22 protein-coding genes are annotated in these 21,455 nt (G+C 58.1%); 13 read left to right on the top strand and 9 right to left on the bottom strand.

Going from position 1 to position 21,455, the window contains the following annotated elements:
- Window position 1: 1 nt before the first annotated feature.
- Together AC2FLB_RS04925 and AC2FLB_RS04930 are read left to right on the top strand one after the other, a co-directional pair.
- Entirely contained in the window at window positions 2–1,006 is a 1,005-nt protein-coding gene (locus AC2FLB_RS04925; protein ID WP_496694789.1) for an endonuclease/exonuclease/phosphatase family protein, read from the top strand.
- Window positions 1,007–1,043: 37 nt separating this feature from the next.
- The gene (locus AC2FLB_RS04930; RefSeq protein WP_496689681.1) at window positions 1,044–1,415 is read left to right on the top strand and encodes a hypothetical protein; all 372 of its coding nucleotides are present in this window, start codon (window positions 1,044–1,046) and stop codon (window positions 1,413–1,415) included.
- A gap of 3 nt (window positions 1,416–1,418) precedes the next feature.
- Here AC2FLB_RS04930 and AC2FLB_RS04935 read toward each other — a convergent pair whose 3' ends face one another.
- The 5 genes from AC2FLB_RS04935 to AC2FLB_RS04955 form a co-directional block, all read right to left on the bottom strand.
- Window positions 1,419–2,963 carry a Ppx/GppA family phosphatase gene (locus tag AC2FLB_RS04935; protein WP_496694790.1) on the bottom strand — a complete coding sequence of 515 codons (1,545 nt, stop codon included), beginning with the start codon at window positions 2,961–2,963 and terminating at the stop codon, window positions 1,419–1,421.
- A gap of 49 nt (window positions 2,964–3,012) precedes the next feature.
- Window positions 3,013–3,702 carry a P-loop NTPase family protein gene (locus AC2FLB_RS04940; protein ID WP_142636820.1) on the bottom strand — a complete coding sequence of 230 codons (690 nt, stop codon included), beginning with the start codon at window positions 3,700–3,702 and terminating at the stop codon, window positions 3,013–3,015.
- Window positions 3,703–4,776 (bottom strand): AI-2E family transporter, encoded by a 1,074-nt coding sequence (locus tag AC2FLB_RS04945; protein ID WP_142636822.1) that lies wholly within the window; start codon window positions 4,774–4,776, stop codon window positions 3,703–3,705.
- Window positions 4,777–4,867: 91 nt separating this feature from the next.
- Window positions 4,868–5,842: an isopenicillin N synthase family dioxygenase gene (locus AC2FLB_RS04950; RefSeq protein WP_496708755.1), complete on the bottom strand. Its 975-nt coding sequence runs from the start codon at window positions 5,840–5,842 to the stop codon at window positions 4,868–4,870.
- The gene (locus AC2FLB_RS04955) at window positions 5,842–7,206 is read right to left on the bottom strand and encodes an FAD-dependent oxidoreductase (RefSeq protein WP_496708134.1); all 1,365 of its coding nucleotides are present in this window, start codon (window positions 7,204–7,206) and stop codon (window positions 5,842–5,844) included. The genes AC2FLB_RS04950 and AC2FLB_RS04955 overlap by 1 nt, the downstream gene beginning before the upstream one ends.
- Window positions 7,207–7,373: 167 nt before the next feature.
- Between AC2FLB_RS04955 and proS the strand changes: the two genes are divergently transcribed.
- Complete coding sequence (gene proS, locus AC2FLB_RS04960) at window positions 7,374–8,714, top strand: proline--tRNA ligase (RefSeq protein WP_271949474.1); 1,341 nt, start codon at window positions 7,374–7,376, stop codon at window positions 8,712–8,714.
- Window positions 8,698–9,588, top strand: a complete 891-nt coding sequence (locus AC2FLB_RS04965) for a glycosyltransferase family 2 protein (RefSeq protein ID WP_496708756.1) — start codon at window positions 8,698–8,700, stop codon at window positions 9,586–9,588. Before proS ends, AC2FLB_RS04965 begins: the two co-directional genes overlap by 17 nt.
- Here the strand turns inward: AC2FLB_RS04965 and AC2FLB_RS04970 are convergent.
- Window positions 9,585–9,944 carry a hypothetical protein gene (locus AC2FLB_RS04970; protein ID WP_281972745.1) on the bottom strand — a complete coding sequence of 120 codons (360 nt, stop codon included), beginning with the start codon at window positions 9,942–9,944 and terminating at the stop codon, window positions 9,585–9,587. The genes AC2FLB_RS04965 and AC2FLB_RS04970 overlap by 4 nt on opposite strands.
- Window positions 9,945–10,269: 325 nt before the next feature.
- Between AC2FLB_RS04970 and AC2FLB_RS04975 the strand changes: the two genes are divergently transcribed.
- The 3 genes from AC2FLB_RS04975 to AC2FLB_RS04985 all read left to right on the top strand — a co-directional run bounded on the left by AC2FLB_RS04975 (window position 10,270) and on the right by AC2FLB_RS04985 (window position 13,312).
- Window positions 10,270–11,274 carry a hypothetical protein gene (locus AC2FLB_RS04975; RefSeq protein WP_496708757.1) on the top strand — a complete coding sequence of 335 codons (1,005 nt, stop codon included), beginning with the start codon at window positions 10,270–10,272 and terminating at the stop codon, window positions 11,272–11,274.
- A 63-nt stretch (window positions 11,275–11,337) separates the two neighbouring features.
- Window positions 11,338–12,633: a lipoprotein-releasing ABC transporter permease subunit gene (locus AC2FLB_RS04980; protein WP_271949481.1), complete on the top strand. Its 1,296-nt coding sequence runs from the start codon at window positions 11,338–11,340 to the stop codon at window positions 12,631–12,633.
- Window positions 12,626–13,312 carry an ABC transporter ATP-binding protein gene (locus AC2FLB_RS04985; protein WP_496701624.1) on the top strand — a complete coding sequence of 229 codons (687 nt, stop codon included), beginning with the start codon at window positions 12,626–12,628 and terminating at the stop codon, window positions 13,310–13,312. Before AC2FLB_RS04980 ends, AC2FLB_RS04985 begins: the two co-directional genes overlap by 8 nt.
- Here AC2FLB_RS04985 and AC2FLB_RS04990 read toward each other — a convergent pair.
- Entirely contained in the window at window positions 13,296–13,733 is a 438-nt protein-coding gene (locus tag AC2FLB_RS04990) for a DMT family transporter (protein ID WP_271949483.1), read from the bottom strand. The genes AC2FLB_RS04985 and AC2FLB_RS04990 overlap by 17 nt on opposite strands.
- 91 nt (window positions 13,734–13,824) lie before the next feature.
- Here AC2FLB_RS04990 and AC2FLB_RS04995 point away from each other — a divergent pair, with 91 nt between their 5' ends.
- On the top strand, window positions 13,825–14,229 hold the full coding sequence (locus tag AC2FLB_RS04995) for a c-type cytochrome (protein WP_496690926.1): 405 nt from the start codon (window positions 13,825–13,827) through the stop codon (window positions 14,227–14,229).
- Window positions 14,230–14,232: 3 nt separating this feature from the next.
- Here AC2FLB_RS04995 and AC2FLB_RS05000 read toward each other — a convergent pair whose 3' ends face one another.
- Window positions 14,233–14,919, bottom strand: coding sequence for a hypothetical protein (locus AC2FLB_RS05000; protein WP_496708758.1), 687 nt, complete (start codon window positions 14,917–14,919; stop codon window positions 14,233–14,235).
- Between the two features lie 43 nt (window positions 14,920–14,962).
- Window positions 14,963–15,625 carry a DNA-3-methyladenine glycosylase I gene (locus AC2FLB_RS05005; RefSeq protein ID WP_496708759.1) on the bottom strand — a complete coding sequence of 221 codons (663 nt, stop codon included), beginning with the start codon at window positions 15,623–15,625 and terminating at the stop codon, window positions 14,963–14,965.
- A gap of 386 nt (window positions 15,626–16,011) precedes the next feature.
- Here AC2FLB_RS05005 and AC2FLB_RS05010 point away from each other — a divergent pair, with 386 nt between their 5' ends.
- From AC2FLB_RS05010 to AC2FLB_RS05030, 5 genes are all read left to right on the top strand, one after another.
- The gene (locus tag AC2FLB_RS05010; protein WP_271949491.1) at window positions 16,012–16,962 is read left to right on the top strand and encodes an ABC transporter substrate-binding protein; all 951 of its coding nucleotides are present in this window, start codon (window positions 16,012–16,014) and stop codon (window positions 16,960–16,962) included.
- Between the two features lie 10 nt (window positions 16,963–16,972).
- A complete protein-coding gene (locus AC2FLB_RS05015; protein ID WP_271949493.1) occupies window positions 16,973–18,022 on the top strand; it encodes a quaternary amine ABC transporter ATP-binding protein in 1,050 nt (349 codons plus the stop codon).
- Window positions 18,019–20,082, top strand: coding sequence for an ABC transporter permease (locus AC2FLB_RS05020; protein WP_496702051.1), 2,064 nt, complete (start codon window positions 18,019–18,021; stop codon window positions 20,080–20,082). The genes AC2FLB_RS05015 and AC2FLB_RS05020 overlap by 4 nt, the downstream gene beginning before the upstream one ends.
- A 105-nt stretch (window positions 20,083–20,187) precedes the next feature.
- Window positions 20,188–20,853, top strand: a complete 666-nt coding sequence (locus AC2FLB_RS05025) for an NnrU family protein (RefSeq protein WP_496708760.1) — start codon at window positions 20,188–20,190, stop codon at window positions 20,851–20,853.
- A 70-nt stretch (window positions 20,854–20,923) separates the two neighbouring features.
- Complete coding sequence (locus AC2FLB_RS05030) at window positions 20,924–21,445, top strand: DUF2478 domain-containing protein (RefSeq protein ID WP_496708761.1); 522 nt, start codon at window positions 20,924–20,926, stop codon at window positions 21,443–21,445.
- The last annotated feature ends 10 nt before the right edge of the window (window positions 21,446–21,455 follow it).

A 21,455-nucleotide genomic window follows, 5' to 3' on the forward strand; every position in this document is an offset into this window, starting at 1 on the left:
GATGCGATTGGCAACCTACAATATTGAATGGTTCGCCAATCTCTTCGACCGGCAAGACCGCTTGATCGTAGATGACAGCTGGTCCGGCAGATACAATGTCACCAAAGCTGAACAGATCGAGGCCATTGCAAAAGTGCTGACGGCAATCGATGCGGATGCCGTGCTGATTGTTGAAGCTCCGAATACTGGTAAGACGCAGAACACGGTGCGTGCGCTGCAAGGGTTTGCCGAAGCGTTCGATCTGCGCATAGGAAACGCGATCATGGGGTTTCCGAACGATACCCATCAGGAACTTGCGTTTCTTTTCGATCCTCAGATCCTGTCATTGCGCCATGATCCCAAAGGAAACAAGGAAGGAAAAGGGGCTGCCCCTCGTTTTGATGGCGTTTTCAAGATCGACCTGGATATTGATGCAACCGAGGATCATGTGCGCTTTTCCAAGCCGCCAATGGAGTTGTCAGCGCAGACGTCAGGCGGGGCGACGTTTCGCCTGATCGGAGCGCATCTGAAATCCAAAGCCCCGCATGGGGCAGAAAGCCGCGATGAGGCGATCCGGATATCCATCGCCAATCGACGCAAACAGCTTGCACAGGCTGTCTGGTTGGGGCGGCGAGTACAGGCGCATATTGCGGCTGACGAGCATGTCATCCTTTTGGGCGATCTCAACGACGGGCCGGGCTTGGATGAGTTTGAAAACCTGTTCGGGCGCTCATCTGTCGAAATCCTGTTGCAGACCGGTCTGTTCGATCCGCATGCGGTGATGGCAAATGAGGCTGAATCCGAAATCTTACCCTCGTCCGCGCGCTTTGTGCGCCGCGACAGGGCTGATCATCTTGAGGCGCTGTTGGATTATGTCATGATCAGCGAAGGGCTGCGTGTTAAGCGCCCGAAATGGCGCATATGGCATCCTTTCCAGGACCCTGCATGCTATGCCTCGCGGGACCTGCACGAGGCGCTGCTGACAGCCTCGGATCACTTCCCTGTCACGCTGGATATTGATCTGTGACCTTTCATCGCCGGCGTGGGCGACTTATATCTGAAGCATGAAAAAGTTCATTTCAATATGCGTGGTCACAGCTGCCATGGGCGTTCCGGCACAGGCAGAGGACGACACAGGCAAATCCTTGATGGAACAAGGGGCTGAGTTGTTCTTTGAAGGGCTGCGTCAGGAAATGGAACCCGCGCTTGAGGATTTGTTGGGGCTGGCAGATCAATTCGGCCCCGCGATGCAGTCGTTTTTTGAGGAAATGGGACCGGCCCTGGCGGAACTGGCCGCCGAAGTACAGGACTGGAGTGTTTATGAGGCTCCGGAAATCCTGCCGAACGGGGATATCATTATCCGCAAAAAGCCGCCCGAGCCCGAGGTTGAGCCGGAAAAACCCGAAAATGAGCCCGAAGGCGAGATTGATATCTGAGGGTCAGCCTTTGATGATCAAGCGGGGTTCGGATTTCAGCGTGCTTGCCAATGAGTTCAGTCGTGCTTCGGCCACTTCGCTAAAGAGAGGGGCTGCGGCTTCGGGCAAAATCAGCTCTAGCTGACGTTTTTTAGGGTACAGCCGAAGCGTGCCCATCGTGGCTTCGTTCTGCATCCACAGCATTGCACCGAAGCGCATGGCTTTGCCCAGAATCTCGGCCTGTTCCTGATCTTTTTCACCCAACAAGTCATAGAGAGGGGTAAACCGGTTGCCCTCACGCTTGTTGCGATACCTGTGCTGCAGGGCCAGCCCGATATAGACCCGTTCGGAATGCTTTAAACCGCCCAAGTTGGCGCGAGTTACGTAATCAAAGCAGGTTTCAGCTCGGTAATCCGGATGGGCGCGCCAACTGACATCGTGCAATAGACACGCAGCCTTGATCAGCCTGACCCGCGCGGCCGGCGCGGATTTGAACAGAGGCATGACGAATTCGAACAGATGTTTGCCAAACCCGGGCAGGCGGGCATCTTTGGCTTCGGAAAAATAGCTGGCTTCGATCAGAGGGTCACGATCGCGCAGGATTTGTGGCATCTGTTCGTAAAGCAGGCCTTCGCGGATGCCATAGCTGGAAACGGCAATGTCCTTGGGTTTGAACGTTCGCACCAGTCGCGCAAGCACATCCATAGCATAAGGGATCAGCGCCATCCGAGAACCCGAGACGCCTGCCAGACTGCGCAGTTTTTCCGGGTCACCCTTTTCGATGAATTTGATGGTCTGATGCACCTGCTTTGTCGTCATCCGATATTCATGCAGCACGTTCAGGGGATATCCCCGGCGCAGCATGTCGAGCCTTGCAAAGGCCCGCCAGCTTCCGCCCACCAGAAACAGACGATCGCGCTGAGGGCCCATCTGGTCGCGCAGGTTTTCCATCGTCTCCTTGATTTGCGCCTTGCGCGCGCGACGACCGCCCTTGATATCCCGCAGCTTCAGCGGACCCAGGGCCGATGACAGGCGACGACCAACGTCGCCGCCACCGATCTCGGCCAGCTCCATCGAGGACCCGCCGATATCACAGATCAGACCATATGCACCGGGCCAGCCCAGTAAAACGCCCTGAGCGGACAGGCGTGCCTCTTCCCCGCCGTCGATGACCGAGACCGTCAACCCGGTTAGCGCGTGAACTTCGGCGCAGAAATCCGAGCCATCCTTGGCCTCTCGCACGGCGGCGGTGGCCACGACGTGCAGCCCCGGCAGACCCAGATCGTCTGACAGCCGGGAAAAACGCTTCAACGCAGCCAGGGCACGTATCCTGCCAAGCGGGTTCAGGCGGCCGGTCTCGGACAGGCCCGCGCCAAGCTCGCACATGACTTTTTCATTGTAGAAATAGGCAGGCGATCGCGCCGCACCATCAAAGATCACCATCCTGACCGAGTTCGACCCTACATCAACAACGCCGACGCGCGACAGGGCGCGGGCCTCGGGGTTGTCAAACAACGGCTTTCCGAAAGGTCCCCAGTCGGGAATGTTGGTATCTACGGCTTGATCCATATCTCGTCCAGATATTCCAGGCTTAAGATGCGAAATCACCGGGGACGGGTCAATCGCTGGTTTCGGCATCTTCCAGTTCCGCACTCAGTACCCGTACGGCCAGAGCCCGCGTGATGTCTCGTTTCTCGGACAGCGCCAGTTGATCCAGCAGCGCCACAGTGCTGGCGGCGGTTTCGAAACGGCGATCCATATGTTTGACGAGGTAAGCGATGACCTCGGGTCCGGGGTTCAGCTGTCGGTCTACGAACAGTTTGGCCAGCACGGCGCCCAGTAGCGCGTCATCGGGCGGGTCCAGCGCAACGTGATGTGCGCCTTCGATCCTGCTTTGCAGGTCAGGCAAGGGCAACTGCCAGAAATTTGGCGCCAGGCGCCCGGTCATCAGCAGGGCGTGGCCTTCTGCCAACACAAGATTGTGCAAATGGAATAGGGTTTTCTGCTGGTCCATATCGCCAGCAATCATGGGGACATCTTCCACTGCGATCGGTGTTTGGGCGAGGTCAGGAACCTCGTCGTGCTTGATCTGCGAGGCCTGCACAATTCGACCACCGGTCTCTGCCGCCCACACATGGGCCAGATGTGTCTTGCCCGCACCAGCAGGTCCGCTGAGCACCAGTTTATTCCCCGGCCATGAGGTGGCCGAGATCATGGCCACGGCCAGCGCATTTGCGGGCGAGACGAAAAAATCCTCGCGCCCCAGCGCAGTCTTGGCCGGTAGATCAAAGCTCAGCTGTAGGGCCATTCAATCGTCTTCCTGGTCCAAACCCACAAGGCCAGTATACAGACGGCTATCCAAATAGATCGACGTGGCAAAGCGCGCCAGAACGCCAAGAGCTGCAGCGACCGGCACCGCGATCAGCATCCCGACAAATCCGAACAGGGCGCCAAAGACCGACAATGCCAGCAACAGCCAGACCGGGTGCAACCCGACCGAGCTGCCGACGAGCTTTGGCGTCAGAAAATTGCCCTCGGCCACCTGACCCAATGCAAAGACCGCTGCGACCAGCCCAATTTGCGTCCAGTCTCCCCAGAACTGGAACAGTGCCAAACCAATGGCCAGTGAGCCCCCGATCAGGGCGCCCAGATAAGGGATAAACGTGACTAAGCCGGCGATAAATCCAACGACCAGTCCGAACTGCAGTCCGACGGCCATCAGCGCGACGGCGTAATAGGTGCCCAGGATCAGGCAGACTGTGCCCATTCCACGTACAAATGAGGCCAGAACGCTGTCAATCTCACCAGCCAGCCGCTTGATGGTGGGGGCGTGGTCGCGGGGCAAAAGCTCTGCGATACGAGCAATCATGCGGTCCCAGTCCAACAGCATGTAGACGGTGACTACTGGGACAATCACCAGCAAAACCACCACGTTGATGGCTGATCCAAGCGACGCAGCGACAGATTGCAGGACATCACCAGTTTTGGACTGAAGCGTCTCACCCAAGGACACCAGAAACTGGTGCGTGTTGGATTCGCGGTCCAAAAGCGACGGGAATTGCTGTTCGATAAACCCTCTTAGCTGCTTGAGAAGGCTGGGCATAACCTCGACCAGGTCGATCAACTGGGTGATCAGCGCCGGAACGACCATCAGGATAAGCAGTACGAAACCCAAAACGCCGACAACCGTGATTACCCCCGTAGCGGCCATGCGGGACAGGCCCAGCTTTTCAAGCCTATCCGCAACAGGATCAAGGAAATAGGCAATCGCGCCACCGATTACAAAGGGCAGCAATACATCGCCAAGTGCCCACAACAGCAGTACAATAACCACTGCGGCGATGCCCCAGTACCTGAGTTGATCTCTTACCGGCAAAGCCATGGCTGTCCCCTTGTTTCGGCGCGTGCAAATGTTCTTGGCGTATGCGGCCCCACGATGCAAGCGCTTCATGACCCGCCAGAATCGCGCGGGGCTAGTCGCTTAACGTGCCCAGTTCAGGGGTGCCGTCATGGGCTGTTTCGTCGGGCCAGTTGGTGCGCCAGACTTCGGCAGACCAATGGCCGCAATGAACGGATGGACGGTCAAATCCGGGCAGAGGCGTCAAAAGCGGTTCGACAACCACATCATGCCGCGGCACCGCGAAATACGGGAAGGAATAGCGTTCCTGACCCGATCGGTTGACCACTCTGTGAGGGGTGGATTTCAACCGGCCACCCGACCAAAGCTCTAGCATGTCGCCGATATTGACGACAAATCCACCCGGCGGGCAGTCGGGTGTGATCCAGCCGCCATCGCGGGTCTGAACTTCAAGCCCGCCGACCGGGTCAGGGGCGATGATGGTCAGCGCATCTGTGTCCTTATGCGGGTGGATGCCATAGCCGGTATCGTCCGGGGCCTGAGGGGGATAGTGCAGCAGAGACATATTGGTCATAGGATCATGAAACGCGTCTCGCAGCTGGTTCGCAGGTAGCTTCAATCCCATCTCCAGCGCGCCCAGCAGCATATGCGCGACACCGTCCAGCTTTGACCAGTAATCCAGAATCACTGCCTGTGCCCGTGGAACATGACAGGGCCAGATATTGGGGCCATAGAGGGCACAATCTCGGCGGATGGGTGCATCCAGGTCCACCTGATAATGCAGCTTGTAGCCTTCGTATTTATCCGCTTTGCCCGACCCGTCATTCGGGGTGAAAAACCCCATCGGGATAAAACCGCGATAATTCTCGCGTGTGATCGCCTGATCCCATTTCGCATCATCGTCGATGTCGAAAATCTCCCGGACGCAAGTGCGCATGTTGTTGACGGTGTCCCGCGAAACGCCGGTGCCGGTAATCGACAGGAACCCAATCCGGGTGCAGGCATCCATGACTGCCTGAACGGTTGCGTTGAAATCGGGGTGGCTGGAGTCACCCAGCGGAGCAATGTCGATTGTTGGGATGTGGTCCATCAGCGCATCCTCACGCCTTGCCGTGCCAGTTCTTTATGCACCGGGGCAAGGTTCAATTTATCGAGGTCTTGGTTGCTTTTGAGTGAAAGCGCCGCAGCAATCCCCGCGCCCTGACCCATGACCGCACAGCAAGCCATGTTGCGCGTCGCCGCATGGGCAACCCGGTCCGCCCCATGTGACCGGCCCGCGACCAGCAAGCCTCTGATCCCTTTGGGCAGCATCGACCGATAGGGGATATGCATGTACCGACCAGTCGTGGGCAGGATCAAAATGCCATAGCCGTCGATGAATTCGGGATAGATGCCGATGGTGTCTTCGAACCGGCCCTGATGGCGGGCGTCATCCTCGGTCATGTTGTACACCGCGTCGATTTTGCGGGTGTCGCGGATGCCGATGGTCATCCCGAAATTCCGCAGCCGGGCGTTCTCACACCCGGGCATGAACCGGCGCAGCGCCTCGATGGCGAGCATTGACTGACGCCGCCCTTCGATCTCACCGCGGGTCATGCTGTCGGGATCGGTGCCATCGATCCCGGCCAGATGAATAAGGTTCATATAGGTCAGCTCACCGGTGTCATGCATCGCGCCCCAAGTGCCCGCGATGGTGTTCAGATGTGCCGGGATCAGCCCCTGATCAATCGCCTGCTGGAACGGTTTGTGCACAAAGGGCGAGTACATGTCGTCCTCTTTACCGCTGGTCTCAATGTTCCATTCGCCACCACCGCCCCAGTCCTTATAGGTCTGGGGGTCGGCCTTTACGCCTTCGATAAAGGCGCGCTTGTCGACGCCCGCCAGATGGAACATGACCGAGGCCGCCATCATGTCTTCGCGTGCGGTCTTGTGCGTGGGCGCACCGGCGCGATGGGCGACATCTGCGTCCCCGGTAGCGTCAATGACAACCTTCGCCAGTATCGCCTCGCGCCCGGCTTTGGATTCGGTGATGATGCCGGTGATCCGCTCGCCGTCCATGATCGGAGCCACGAATTGCCGGTGCAGCATCGGATGCACACCGGCCTCTTCGATCAGTTTGTCGGCGACCAATTTGAACCCTTCGCTGTCCAACTCATAACTCAGCGACTGACTTTCTGGCACCGCCGCACCCATTTCCTTGGCGCGGGTTTCGAACTCCATGCCGATGCCGCCAGCCTCGACCGTTTGCTCGTGGCGATACCAAGCAAAGCCTTCAACGCCGACAGCAGTGATATTGCCGCCCATGCAGCCGAAGCGGTCGACCAGCGACACTTCGGCCCCGGCTCGTGCGGCCGCCAGCGCTGCGGCCAGACCTGCAGGGCCAGAGCCTACGACAAGAACATCTGTGCTGTGCACAACCGGGATCTGACGGGCGGGTTCTTGAATGGTCTGCATGGGCGCCTCGGTGACTTTACATTGCCGCCACATTTGACGCAGCTGACTGGCGGGTCAATCAAAAAACCGACAGGCCCGTGGTCGTAAAATCCCAATGCGTGATTGCCCCCGGCGGGGCTTTGGCATAATCACCTTTGAAGTCGAATTTTACCTCTAAAGGTCAAGCCATGCGCCTCAGCCGTTACTTTCTGCCCGTTCTCAAGGAAAACCCCTCCGAGGCTCAGATCGTCAGCCACCGGCTGATGCTGCGCGCGGGCATGATCAAGCAGGCCGCTGCTGGGATCTATTCCTGGCTCCCGCTGGGGTTCAAAGTTCTGCGCAAGCTGGAAAACATCGTGCACGAAGAACAGGCGCGAGCGGGTCACATCGCCATTCAGATGCCTGTCATGCAATCGGCAGATCTGTGGCGCGAATCCGGACGTTATGACGACTACGGCCAGGAAATGTTGCGAATGAAAGACCGGCATGACCGGGACATGCTTTTTACCCCGACTGCAGAGGAACTGGTGACCGACATTTTTCGGGGTCATGTCAGTAGCTACAAGGACCTGCCGCTGACGCTCTATCAGATCCAGTGGAAATTCCGCGATGAAATCCGTCCGCGTTTCGGCGTGATGCGGGGCCGCGAGTTCTATATGAAGGACGGATATAATTTCGACCTGACCAAAGAGGATGCGTTGCACGCCTATAACCGCCACCTGGTTACATATCTGCGCACCTATGAGCGCATGGGCTTGCAGGCGATCCCGATGCGCGCCGATTCCGGCCCAATCGGTGGCGACGATACGCATGAATTCCTGGTTTTGGCTGAAACCGGCGAGTCTGAGGTATTCTATGACAGCGCCGTCACCGACCTGACTTTTGGCGACCGTCAGATTGACTATGACGACCGTGGTCAATGTCAGTCCATTCTGGAAGAGTTCACTTCAAAATACGCCCGCACCGACGAGACGCATGACGAGGCGCTGTTCAATCAGGTGCCGGAAGATCGGCGCCGTGTGGCGCGCGGGATCGAAGTTGGCCAGATCTTCTATTTCGGCACAAAATATTCCGAACCTCTTGGGGCAACCGTTCAAGGCCCCGATGGCAAACCAGTTCCGGTCCATATGGGTAGCCACGGCATCGGTGTCAGCCGCTTGGTTGGCGCGATCATTGAAGCCAGCCATGACGACAAGGGCATCATCTGGCCAGAGGGTGTGACCCCGTTCCATTGCGGTATCGTGAACCTGAAACAAGGCGATGACGAAGCGGACGCAGCCTGTGAAAAACTCTATGCCGCGCTGACCGTGCTGGGGTTGGAGCCACTTTATGATGACCGTAACGAACGGGCAGGCGGTAAATTCGCCACGATGGATTTGATCGGCCTGCCTTGGCGGATCACGGTCGGTCCGCGCGGCCTGAAGAACGGTGTGGTGGAACTGACTTGCCGCCGCACAGGCGAAAGCGAAGAGTTGAGCCCCGAAGCCGCCGTCACCAAGATCGCCGAGATCTATGAGCGTATCGCCTGAAACCGACGCGCCGCTGATCTCGGTCATCACGGCGACATATAACCTACTGTCCCAAGGGCGGCAGGACAGTTTCCGCGAAGTCATAGCCTGTATGGCCCGGCAGAGTTGCGACCGGGCCGAACATATCATTCAGGATGGCGCATCGGATGACGGCACGGTGGCGTTTCTGGAAGAGCTGACGGCAGGTGCACCACGAACGCGCGTGATCAGCGCGCCTGATACTGGCCTGTATGATGCCATGAACAAAGGCGCCGAGGCTGCACAGGGTGATTATCTGCTGTTCCTAAACTCGGATGACTCGCTGGCATCGGATGGCATTTTGAACACCCTTGCCGACCGGCTTGCGGAATCTCGACCGGATTTCCTGTATGGCTCGACCCTGCGCAAATACGAGGACGGTTCGGAAAGTCGGGAAAAGCGCATGTCGCTCAAAGCGATCCTGCAGCGGATGCCGTTCTGCCATAATTCGGTGTTGCTGCGGCGGGATGTGTTTCAGGCGCTTGGCGGGCATGACACGCAGTTTCGGGTGGCTGCGGATTATGACCTGATGCTGAGGCTTGTCGCTACCGGATATCAGGGAGAGCGCACGGATGAGCCTGTTTCCATGTTCTGGGGCAGGGGCGTAACCAGCGACATTGTCAAAACCGCCGAGGATTATGCCCGTGTCTGGGTTCAATTCTATTCAGGTTTCAATGCAGCGCGGACCCTGACCCAACAGGATTTCTTCCGGTTCTACCGCCGCGGACACATGCCTGCCAATCTGATGATCGAATTACTGCGGCGCCCAGATACCCCGGAAGGGATCAAACTGGCGGCACGCCATAGCCTATGGAAAACGGCCCGCCGATCCGTACAGTTTTGGCGGCGCTATTAGTGGCCTGCCGCAGTCGGTCGGACGGATAGCAGATCACCATCAGCCTCGGATCCGCGTGGAACAACGATCGGACGGCCCAAGCGATTGACCAGGTCCTTAAATTCGAACCCCAGAAAGCGTATTCCGCAAACACGGTCGCCAGTCATGCGATCGGTGATACATAACCGCCCCTGTCGAAACGCCAAATGGTACCCTTTATCTTTCAGGATATCCGTCAGATTGCCCCAGCTTGCGGCACCGGAAAATATCGGGCGTATCGCCGCGCGCAGCAGTGCTGCGGTCTCGCAATCAATTTCTGTAGATAGTTTCCGGGCCGAAATTGCGCCCGGTTGTTCTGTTTCAGTACGAATATTCATGAGCGACCCCCGCTCTGGAAATGAATTCCCCCACAAAGTAGGGTGACAAAGTTTCGTTAAATAATCAAAAAGCGAAATAATATTGCGTCTAAAATGTTGCATTTTGAGTGCAGTATGACCCTGAATGCTCACATTGACTTCATAGCTGAAACAATGCGGCGCTGTCTGTGAAGGGCTTCACAACCAAGGGTATAATCGGGCAGGTGGAGATCATCCGTTTGTCAAAAAATGCCCGACTGATTCGGCGATTGCTGCGCTTGTTGCGGAATTGGATCACCTGGAATTTGCTGATACACGGGCCGAAAATCACAAAAGGATCCACGGTTTGCTGAGCTTCACAACCGTCGTCTATTCCAAAGACTTCCCCTTGCTTGAATTGCAGGCATTGTCTTTTGCCCGATTTGTTGACCCTGATCAGGTCGGCTCGATCCGGGTGATCATGAACGATGTCGACGAACCGGCACTGCGCGCGATGGTGGATCCGATTTTGACCTCTTACGGTCCGTTGCGGTCAAAGGTCGAAGTTCTCAGCGGCGATGACGTTTTGCTGGCCCCGGGGCAATCTGCGCAGCGGACGATCTCGGACAGAATTCTGGTCGAGAACCGATATCGCATTCCAGGGGCGCGCAAAGGCGGGTGGCGTGGCAACAATGGCTACCGAACACAGCAGGTTCTGAAATTGGGCTCTGCGCGGGCTGCCGCCACAGAAAACATGGTGATACTGGACACCAAAAACCTGTTCCTGCGCCCCTTTAAGGAGGCCGAGTTTTTCTCGGCCAGTGGTGCGGCGCGGATTCCGTTTATCGGTGTGAACAGCGATTATCATCAGCGCTGGCTGGAACAGAGCTTTGATGCGCTGGGGGCGTCGATCCCGAATATGGAGGGCCTGCAGACCACAAATTTCGCAACGCCGTACCCCGTGCGCCGGTCGCTGATCATAGCCCTGCTGGAAGAGATAAACGCGCGCCATGGGTCGGTTCAGTCGTTATTTGCCTCGCGCAGGCGCCCGTCTGAGTTCATGTTGCTGAATGCCTATTGTCTGAAATCCGAAGCCGGGTTTGCGCCTTGGTTCGAACCCTCGGGAAACACCAGCATTGGGCTGTGGCCGTCCTTCTCGGCCCAAAAGCTGACAGAAGAGCTTGCCCGCCTGGACGATCCGGAAACCCTGACCCTTGGCTTGCATAACAGGGCGCTTTACAAGCTGCCCGCCGACATTCGAGACCGGGTGTTTCATGAGCTGGAAAGCCGGGGTATTTGTGATCGTCCCACCGCCGAGGCTGCCTTGAACAGAACCGCTGCTTTGACAGGGCAGGTCGAAGTGGGCGGATAACCGGCTTGACCCCCGGTCGAATTGCCGAGAGGGTCGCCACAAAACAAAACCAGCGGAGCAGACATGGCCAAAACCCCACCGCCATTTGCGCTTTTTGAGTGGAAAATCGCCTGGCGCTACCTGCGCGCGCGCCGTGCCGAAGGCGGTGTCAGCGTGATGACTTGGATATCGCTGATCGGGATTACCCTGGCAGTGTTTGCTCTGATCGCCACATTGGCCGTCAGGTCCGGTTTCCGGTCCGAATTCGTCGGCACCATTCTGGGGGCCAACGCCCATGTGACCGTGTATTCATCGGGTGAGTTCACCGCACAGGGGCAGGTAGATCGCACCATTGCGGATTATACGGACATGGCCGACCGGATCGCTCAGGTTCCGGGGGTTCAACGTGCCGCACCTTTGGTGAAAGGCCAGGTTCTGATCACCAATCGCGACCGCAGCAGCGGGGTTGAGGTATTTGGCATCCAGCCCGAAGATTTGCTGGAGCTGCCCGGTGTCGCCGAAAGCGAACAGGCGGTTGGTGATCTGTCGATGTTTCAGAACGGCCAGGACGTCATTGCCATAGGTTCAGGCGTCGCGCGCAGCATCGGGGCGACGGTGGGCGATACCATCAAGCTGACCTCGCCCAATGGGGTGAAGACCGCGTTTGGCACCTCTCCCCGGGTGAATGCCTATCAGGTGGTCTATGTGTTTTCTGCTGGGCGTTATGACATCGACCGGACGCGGGTCTATATGCCCTTCGAACAGGCGCAGGGTTTTTTCAACCGCGAGGGTGTGGCTGATGAGATCGAAGTTATGGTTGACCGCCCCGAAGAACTGACGCCGATCCTGATCCCGATCCTTGAAGCCGCAGGCGAGCGCAGTCAGATCTGGACATGGCAGGATGCCTCGGGCGGGTTCCTCCGCGCGCTTGAAGTGGAAGACAACGTCATGTTCATCATCTTGTCGATCCTGGTTCTGATCGCGGCGATGAACATCGTCTCGGGTCTGATCATGCTGGTGAAAAACAAGGGCCGAGACATCGGCATCCTACGCACCATCGGGCTGAGCGAAGGCTCGATCCTGCGCGTGTTCTTTATCTGCGGCGCGTTTACCGGGATCATCGGCACTGCGTTGGGCGTGGTGCTGGGCTGTCTCTTTGCAATCTATATCGACCCAATCTTCAGTTTTGTGAACTTTGTGATGGGGGGCGGGGTTTGGGATCCGTCCATCCGCGGCATCTATGCGCTGCCTGCCGAGCTGCATCTTTCGGATGTGCTCAAGGCCGTTGGCCTATCTCTGGGCTTGTCCTTCCTGGTCACCTATTTCCCCGCCCGTCGCGCGGCGCGGCTGAACCCTGTTGAGGCGCTGCGCTATGAGTGATGTAATGATGCGATTGGCCGGTCTGACCAAGACTTACCTCAAAGGCACGCCGGGCGAAGTTCAGGTGTTGCGCGGTGTCGATTTGGACCTGCGTGCGGGCGAGGCCGTGGCTCTTGTGGCGCCCTCTGGTGCCGGTAAGTCGACGCTGTTGCATATTGCCGGATTGTTGGACACACCCGACACAGGATCGGTTGAGATTGCAGGCCAGAACGTGACCGGGAAAGGTGATCGCACGCGAACTGCGTTGCGGCGGCAGGATGTCGGCTTTGTCTACCAGTTTCACCATCTGTTGCCAGAATTCACCGCGTTGGAGAATATTACCCTCCCGCAGCTGGCCAATGGCGTGTCCGAGAGAGCGGCCCAGGACCGGGCGATGTCCCTTCTGGATCATGTCGGCGTCGCTGCGCGCGCCGATCACCGGCCGGCCGCCCTGTCTGGTGGTGAGCAGCAACGCGTGGCCTTCTGCCGCGCATTGGCCAACAAACCTCGGGTTCTTCTTGCGGATGAGCCGACCGGCAATTTGGACCCTGAAACCTCGGATCAGGTTTTTGACGCACTGATGGCTTTGGTGCGGGACGAGGGGCTCTCGGCTCTGATCGCCACACATAACATGCAGCTTGCCGCCCGGATGGACCGAACACTAAGGCTGGACGGAGGCGCGCTTAGGCCAGTTGAGTGATTGCAACGCCTGCAGCCATCACTGCGATACCGCTTGCGCGAACCCATGTCAGCGGGGTGACCTGCGCGCCAAACAAGCCGAAGTGGTCGATGGCTGCAGTGCTGACGAGTTGCCCAAGAAGGACAAAGAACACCGCGTTGCCGACCCCGAAATGTGGTGCAACATGGGTGATCGACAGAACATAAAAGGCGACAAGCACACCGGCCAGAAGCAGGTGCTTGGGGGCATCGGCAATTTTTGAAAGGGCGCCAAAGCCGGGAAAAACCACCATCAAGGCTGCACTTGATGCAAAGGCTATCGCAAACAGGACCACAGCCGCTGTTGTTGGCGACCCGATCAATTTGCCCAATGCGGCATTCAACGCGGCAAGGATCGGAACCCCAATTCCAGCCACAAGCATAATAGCAGCATATTGTGTCATGCGGTTTTCCTATTGCCTCGTTGATCTGGATCATTGCGCCAAGCCCAGGCACGGGCAAGCCTGAAAATGTCAAATCTGACAGGAGGATGTGATGATCAGACAGGCAATGGGGGCGCTATCGATAGCGGCGTTTGTGACGGCGTCTCAGGTCAGCGCGCAGGATGCAGATACCGGCGCCGAGCTGTACCAGCATTATTGTGCAACCTGCCACGGGATCGACGCGACGGGCTATGGTCCAATGGCAGGCGTCCTTGTTATTCAGCCAACTGACCTGACGCGGCTTGCAAGCAGCGAAGGGGTATTCCCGACCGCTCGTGTTGTGGCGCGCATAGATGGACGAGACCCGCTGGTCAGCCATGGCAGCCCGATGCCAGTCTATGGACCGTATTTCGAAGGGCAGGATACGGCGATGAAAACACCAGATGGGCAGCCGATCCTGACCAGCCAGCCGATCGTGGATCTGGTGGCTTATCTGCAGACGCTGCAGGCCAACTGAACGTTACCGACAGATTCCTTTGATCTCGGCATCGGCCCAGGGGATGACCACTGCGCTTTCACGCTTGTCACCACGTAGCGGAGCCAGATCGAAATGTGCGCCCAGCATCTCGTGCAGACGTCTGGTGCGGGGTGCCGAAGGATCCAGCGCCCGGCAACAAATGTATTCTTCGACAATGGCGCCCTGCTGTTCGAACCCGTAGGAAAGGAAATCTGGCGAGCTCTCCAGATCGAATTGATAGGGGTCGTTATTCCCGCCATGCTCGGCTGCGGCGCGCAGCGGATGATAGCCGGTCTTCTTGCGGTTTTGCCATTGCCACACATGGGTCAGTTCATGACCCAGCAACATCGCCGCGATCAGGTTCATCCGATCCGGGAATTCGGACATGTAATCGTCCAGATACCAGTCACGCGTGAAATAGACCTTGTTGAACAGGGCCACTGCCGCGGGTTTTGCGGTGACGACACCTTCTTTCGGGGCGGGAAAAATGCGCTCGCGGCAGGCAAGGCGTGACCGATCTTTACGATAGAAAGTTATTGGCGCAACTGGTGCGCCTTCGACCAACCGCACTTTGTTGAGTTTCAGCGTATCACCCTGAAGTGTGCGGGTAAAAGCAGCCTCCTGATCAGTCAGGGGGCGACCGCAAGCGGTGAGTACCAAAAGGGACGTCATCAAAATGAGGCGCAACATGACAAAAAATCTATTCTGGCAGCACTCGTGTGCAAATGGTTTTTTACAGGCTCATTGCTAGGACGCGGCTGATTTCCGTCAGAGATTGCCCGGACTGTTCCATCCATGTGTTGAATGCCGCTTGAACCGAGGCCATGGCCTTTTTCGATGTCGGCGGCTTATCGACCACACCCTCGGCCACCAACCGTGCTGTCACATCCTGCGACAGGATGAAACTGTCACGCCCCGCAAATCGCATCGCATATTGCGCCGATGCGCCACCCAGGCGCGACCCTCGCTTGCTTAGCATGTTCAGCAAACCGACATAGTCATCCGAAGGCCACCCTCCCAGAATCTTTCCGACGCCACCTTCTTGGCGCAGTTCCAGCAAAAAGGCGGCATTGTCGCGGACCGTGGCGATCTTGGTGCCATTGCGCACGATCCGAGTGTCCTGTAGCAGAGCATCGAACTTTTCGTCGTCCATAAAGGCGCAGCGTCCAATGTCGAACCCGTCAAAAGCGGTTTCGAACCCGTCCCATTTGTTTTCGATGACCTTCCAGTTAAACCCGGCCTGAAAGATGCATTTCGTGATAATCGACAGCCAGCGATCTTCGGGCATTTCAGCCAGTTCCGCAGGGCTTTTGGGTTTGGAAAGCTTGTTGCTCAGGGCATCTGTCCCGCCGTGACGGTTGGCGGCTATGGCGAAAATCTCGTCGAAATGGCGCATCTGCAGAATCCTCCAAACCTAGCGTCGCGTTTTGCGGTCGATGTTGCAAGGTGGCCCGGGACACATGCCTGCCAAGGTAAAAAAACATCCCAAGCCCAAAAGAAATGCTCGACAAAGTGGGTGATTCTGGTTTGTGATTGACTCGTCAATCAATATCCGCACCGCAATGCTGGGGAAATGCAGTGGGCGCGGGCGCCTAGCATGATGCTGAAAGAGGGGAAACACTGGGGCAAAGGGGTGAGTTATTCCGTGCCGCGCCGAACTGTCTGCTTCCCTTCTTCGCCAGTTTTTGTGCATGTTGCGACATGGATTTGTCACATGACAAGCCGACTGGCGCGTAACAGCGCGTCGGACCGGGCAAAACGAATATTGCAGGGAGAAAATCAATGAAAAAACTGAGTGTAAGCCTGATGGCGCTGACCGTTGCAGGCTCTGCCTATGCCGCCGAGATGGGGGCCGTGGATCAGCCGATCAAACTGGCGATCAACGAATGGACTGGCCAGCACGTGACCACCCATGTCGCGGGTGAGATGCTGAAAGCTGCCGGATACAATGTGGAATATGTGACTGCAGGCATGATGAATCAGTTCCAGGCGTTGGCCGATGGTGACATCGACGCGACCCTGGAAATCTGGTCGTCCAACGTATCGGATGAATATGCCAAGAAGATCGACGAAGGCACCGTCGTTGAAATCGGCGATCTGGGCCTCGACGCCAAAGAAGGCATCGCCTATCCCGCGCATGTGGCTGATCTGTGTCCCGGCCTGCCCGCATGGGAAGCGCTGAAGGACTGCGCGCAGGTGTTTGCGACGGCCGAAACGCTGCCCGGGGGCCGTCTGGTCGATTACCCGGCCGATTGGGGTACGCCCGGCGCTGACCGTATGGTGGGCCTGGATCTGCCGTTCAAAGCGGTTCCCGCAGGTTCCGAGGGGGCTTTGATTGCCGAGCTTCGGGCCTCGACCGAGCGCAACTCGCCGCTGCTGATCACCTTCTGGCAACCGCATTGGGCCATGTCGGCCTATGATGTGCAATTCGTCGAACTGCCAGCCGGGGAAGACGCCTGTTTCACCGATCCCGCTTGGGGCCCGAACCCGAACGCTGTGAACGATTGCGATTTCTCGCCGTCGCGCATCTTCAAGGCGGGTTGGAGCGGCATGGAAGACAAATGGCCCGCAGCCTATGAAATCCTGACCAACTATCAGCTGGCGGTCGAAGATCAGCAGCCGATGATGGGTGCGATCGACGTTGAAGGTGGTTCCGTCGAAGAGGTCGTCGGCGCTTGGATGGCTGAAAACGAAGGCAAATGGCGCCCTGTTGTTGACGCGGCAACGCAGTGAGCTGACATCAGTGACTGATGTAAATTCGCCAGCCATCGCCTGCCAGAATCTCTGGCAGGTGTTTGGCCCCGGCGCTGACAAAGCCCTGACCGACGCGCTGTCTCGGTCAGGGAATGACGCTGACAAAGCCGCTGCCGATCTGCGGGAAAACGGGTTCATCCCCGCCGTTCAGGATGCCAATTTCGAGGTCAAGGAGGGCGAGCTGTTTGTGATCATGGGCCTGTCCGGATCGGGCAAGTCCACTTTGATCCGCTGTATCTCTCAGCTTTTGCCGGGCACAGGTGGCGAAATCCGTGTGGATGGCGAGAACGTCATCGGCGCGTCAAAGAAAGCCATGACCGAGCTGCGCCGCAAAAAGCTGGGCATGGTATTTCAGCATTTCGGCCTGTTCCCGCATATGACCGTTGCCGAAAACGTCGCCTATCCGCTGCGTGTTCAGGGTGTTAGCCGCAAAGAGCGGCAGGCCCGTGCGCAGGAGGTGATCTCGTTGGTCGGGCTGGAAGGGCGCGAAGACAGCTTCCCGCGTCAGCTTTCGGGTGGTCAGCGGCAGCGCGTCGGGATTGCCCGGTCTCTGGCCGTGAACCCCGATATCTGGTTTTTGGACGAACCATTCTCGGCCCTCGATCCCTTGATCCGCCGTCAGTTGCAGGATGAATTCCTGCGCATTCAGGCGACGTTGCAGAAATCCATCGTCTTCATCACCCACGATATTCAAGAGGCGCTGAAACTGGCCGACCGGATTGCCATCATGCGCGACGGAAAGATAGTCCAGATCGGTACACCCACCGATATCGTACTGCGCCCGGTGGATGATTACGTGCGAGAGTTTTCAAAGGATGTCGCCAAGGGTCAGCATGCCAAGGTCGCATCGGTCATGCGCCAAGACGGAGAGCGGGGACCAGATGACCCTGGCCTGACAACCTCGATGACATTAGACGCTGCATTGGCGCACTGCATGGAGTTATACGAACCGGTGCCCGTCAGGGATGCCGATGGTAACATCGTCGGAACGGTTCATCCGTCCGATCTGGCCGCCGCCCTGCAGGTTGATGAAACATGACTGTAGCGACGGAAGTTTCTGTGCCGCAGGCGCGCCTGAGCATTGGCGCGCGCGCCGCACTGATCACAGTCATCGTCGGTGCGTTGTGTCTGGCGCTGGAAGGCGTCGCGCCCTGGCTGGTCAAATGGCCCGCAGGCTGGGAACTGCCTGCAACGCAATGGGTCGGCACGTTTCTGGACTGGTTCCTGAACGGGATCAAACCGGCGGCGCGGCTGTTTTCCGATCTCATGGCCTATCCCATGAACTGGGCCAACTTTGTGCTCGGCAATACGCCATGGCCCATCCTGATCGGTCTGGTGACTGCGCTGGGTTGGTATCTGGGCGGTTTGCCGATGGCGGCGCTGGGCTTTGTGGGCCTTAGCTTTGTGTTGGCATCGGGCTATTGGGCCGAAAGTATGAACACCCTGGCGTTAGTGGCCGTTTCCGTGCCGGTTGCGCTGATCATGGGCGGAGCTATCGGTATCCTTGCCAACGAAGTACCGCGCGTGAAGTCATTTGTGCAGGCCGTGCTGGACGTGATGCAGACCGTGCCGACATTCGCTTATCTGACGCCGCTGCTGCTGCTGTTTGGTTTCGGTCCTGTGGTTGGGCTGATCGCCTCGGCCATCTATGCGGCCCCTCCGATGGCGCGCAACGTGATGTTGGGGCTGGAGCGGGTCGAACCGGAAATCAAAGAGGCTGCCATCATGTCCGGCGGCACGCGGTTTCAACAGCTGTTTCAGGTCGAGATCCCGGCTGCAGCCACGCAGATCATGGTCGGTGTGAACCAGTGCCTAATGGCTGCGCTGTCGATGGTTATCATCGCAGCCGTCATTGGCGGCTTCAACGATATCGGTTGGGAGGTTCTTCTGACCATGCGCAAGGCACAGTTCGGCGAAGCCTTGATGGCCGGTCTGGTGATCGTGGTCTTTGCCGTCGTCATCGACCGGATGAGCGGGACGCTGGCGACCGAACGTAAACGCTATGACCAGCGTGTCGCCTGGGCAGTAATTGGCGTTGCCGTGCTGTTCACCGCTGTCTTTTGGACCAGGCTGCCGAACCCGTCCGAACTGACCATTCTCGACCCGCTGGCCGGGGTGATTGACGGCGGGCTGACGGCGTTTACCCAGGCTAATGGGCCGTGGCTTGACGCGCTCAAGAACAACTCTTTGTTCTATGTGCTGCTGCCGCTTCGGATTGGTTTGGACCAGGCCGTGCTGCCGTTCACATGGGGTTTTCAGTGGACGCCCGTGATGAGCTATGGCCTGTTCGCCGCTGCCGCAGCGATTGCTGTGCTAATGGCATGGCGCGGACATCTGACCGGCGGGCTTGTGATGCTGATCCTGATCGGGATGCTCGAAACCGGCATTGCCAATCTGCCCTGGCCTTTCGTTCTGACTGCCGCCGCCGCGTTGGGGTGGGTGGCAGGGGGCTGGCGATTGGCGGCGCTTTCGGTCGGATTGCTCTGTACCATTCTTGTCTCGGGCCTTTGGGAACGGGCGTTGTTGTCGCTGTATCTGAGCGGTGCTGCGGTGTTTTCCTGTGCCGTAGTCGGCGGTGTGATTGGTCTGGCCAGTGCGGTCTGGTTGCCTGTTTGGAAAGTAGTCCGCCCCGTCTGTGACATGTTGCAGACGATCCCACTGTTCGTGTTCCTGATTCCTGTGTTGATGGTGTTTCAGATCGGCGAGTTTTCGGCCTTTCTGGCAATCTGCGCCTATGCCGTTGTTCCGATGATCCGCTACACGCGGCACGGGCTGGTCAATACACCGGATGAGATGATGGAGGCCGCCATCTCTAGTGGCGCGACCGAGTGGCAGATCATGCGTGACGTGCGCGCGCCTTATGCTGCGCCGACTATCTTACTGGGTCTGAACCAGACCATCCTTTACGCCTTTGCCATGCTGGTGATCGCTGCGCTGATCGGAACCACCGGTCTGGGCCAGTCGATCTATCTGGCGCTGGGGCAGGCGGATGTGGGATTGGGGATTTCAGCAGGGGCGGCGATGGCTATCCTTGCGCTGATAGCTGACCGCATCGTGCAGGGCTTTGCCGAGGAACGTCGCAAGGCGCTGGGCCTGTAAACATCGGCAGAAAGGCGGAACAACCGCCTCTCTGCCTCATTTGATTTCGGGCAAGGACGTTCCGGCGCGGGTGATTAAACCTGGCGCAAATGATCGGAGACTACCATGGCAGGCTGGCCCCTATTCTTTGCTGCACTGATAGCGTTTCTGGCGACCCATGCGATACCAGCGCGCCCCGCTGTGCGCCACCGCCTGATCACTACGTTCGGACGGCGCGGGTATTTCGTGGCTTATTCCATCTTGTCTCTGCTGGTTCTGGGTTGGTTGATCATCGCCGCAGCGCAAGCCCCGTATGTCGAGGTGATCCCACCCATTTGGATTTTCCGCTGGGTTCCCGTTCTGATGATGCCCGTAGTGTGCTGGCTCGCGGTTGCGGGCTTGACGATCCAGAACCCGTTTTCATTTGGTGGCTTGGGCCAGCGCCCGTTCGATCCGGAAAAGCCCGGCATTCTGCGCACCACGCGCCACCCGGTTTTGGTGGCGCTGTTGGTGTGGGCTGTCGCTCATCTGCTGGCCAATGGAAGCCTGTCCCACGTGATTTTGTTCGGTTTGTTTGCGGTATTTGCTGCGATGGGGCTGCCGCTGATTGATCGACGCAAGTCCCGTCAGATGGGTGCTGAATGGGGTCGGCTGTCGCGCAACACTGCAAGGTTTTCTTTGCGTGCGCCACGCCCTTGGCCGCCTGTTTGGATCGGGCTTGTAGCGCTGGCGGCATTTGCAATCCTGCTTCACCTACACGAACCGGTGATCGGATTGTCTCCGCTGCCATAAGCTGAGTGGTGGTCGGGGCGGGTCGTGCGTGCTATTTGATGTTTCGAATTGTTGCGACAAGGGGATTTGCATGTACCTCGCCTATGTTACGACCACCGACCGCGGTGCAACCGACCGTCTGCTGAGCGCGGCTGCGGATCGCCTTTTGGCCGCAGATGCGCAGTTGGCGGGTGTGGTGCAAACCAACACCGAATGCGCCGACAGCAGCAAGTGCGACATGGACGTCCGTGTCCTGCCCGAGGGCGAGACCATCCGGATTTCGCAGTCTTTGGGTACACAGTCGCGCGGCTGCCGTCTGGACCCTGCGGCACTTGAGCGGGCAGTTGGATATGTGACGACATCGCTGGCAGAGAATCCCCATTTGCTGATCGTTAACAAGTTCGGCAAGCACGAGGCGGATGGGCGCGGTTTTCGCCCGGTCATCGCTGAAGCACTGGCGCAGGACATTCCGGTTCTTGTCGGGGTGAACGGTTTGAACACGGCCAAATTCGAAGAATTCACGGGCGGCGGTGCCGAGCAGATTGAGCCCGACCTTGAGGCGATCTTGGCCTGGTTTGACCGGGTCACTGCGCAACGTGAAGCTGCCGCCTGACAGAACGGTC

It is taken from the genome of Ruegeria sp. CDSA236, from assembly GCF_059611285.1.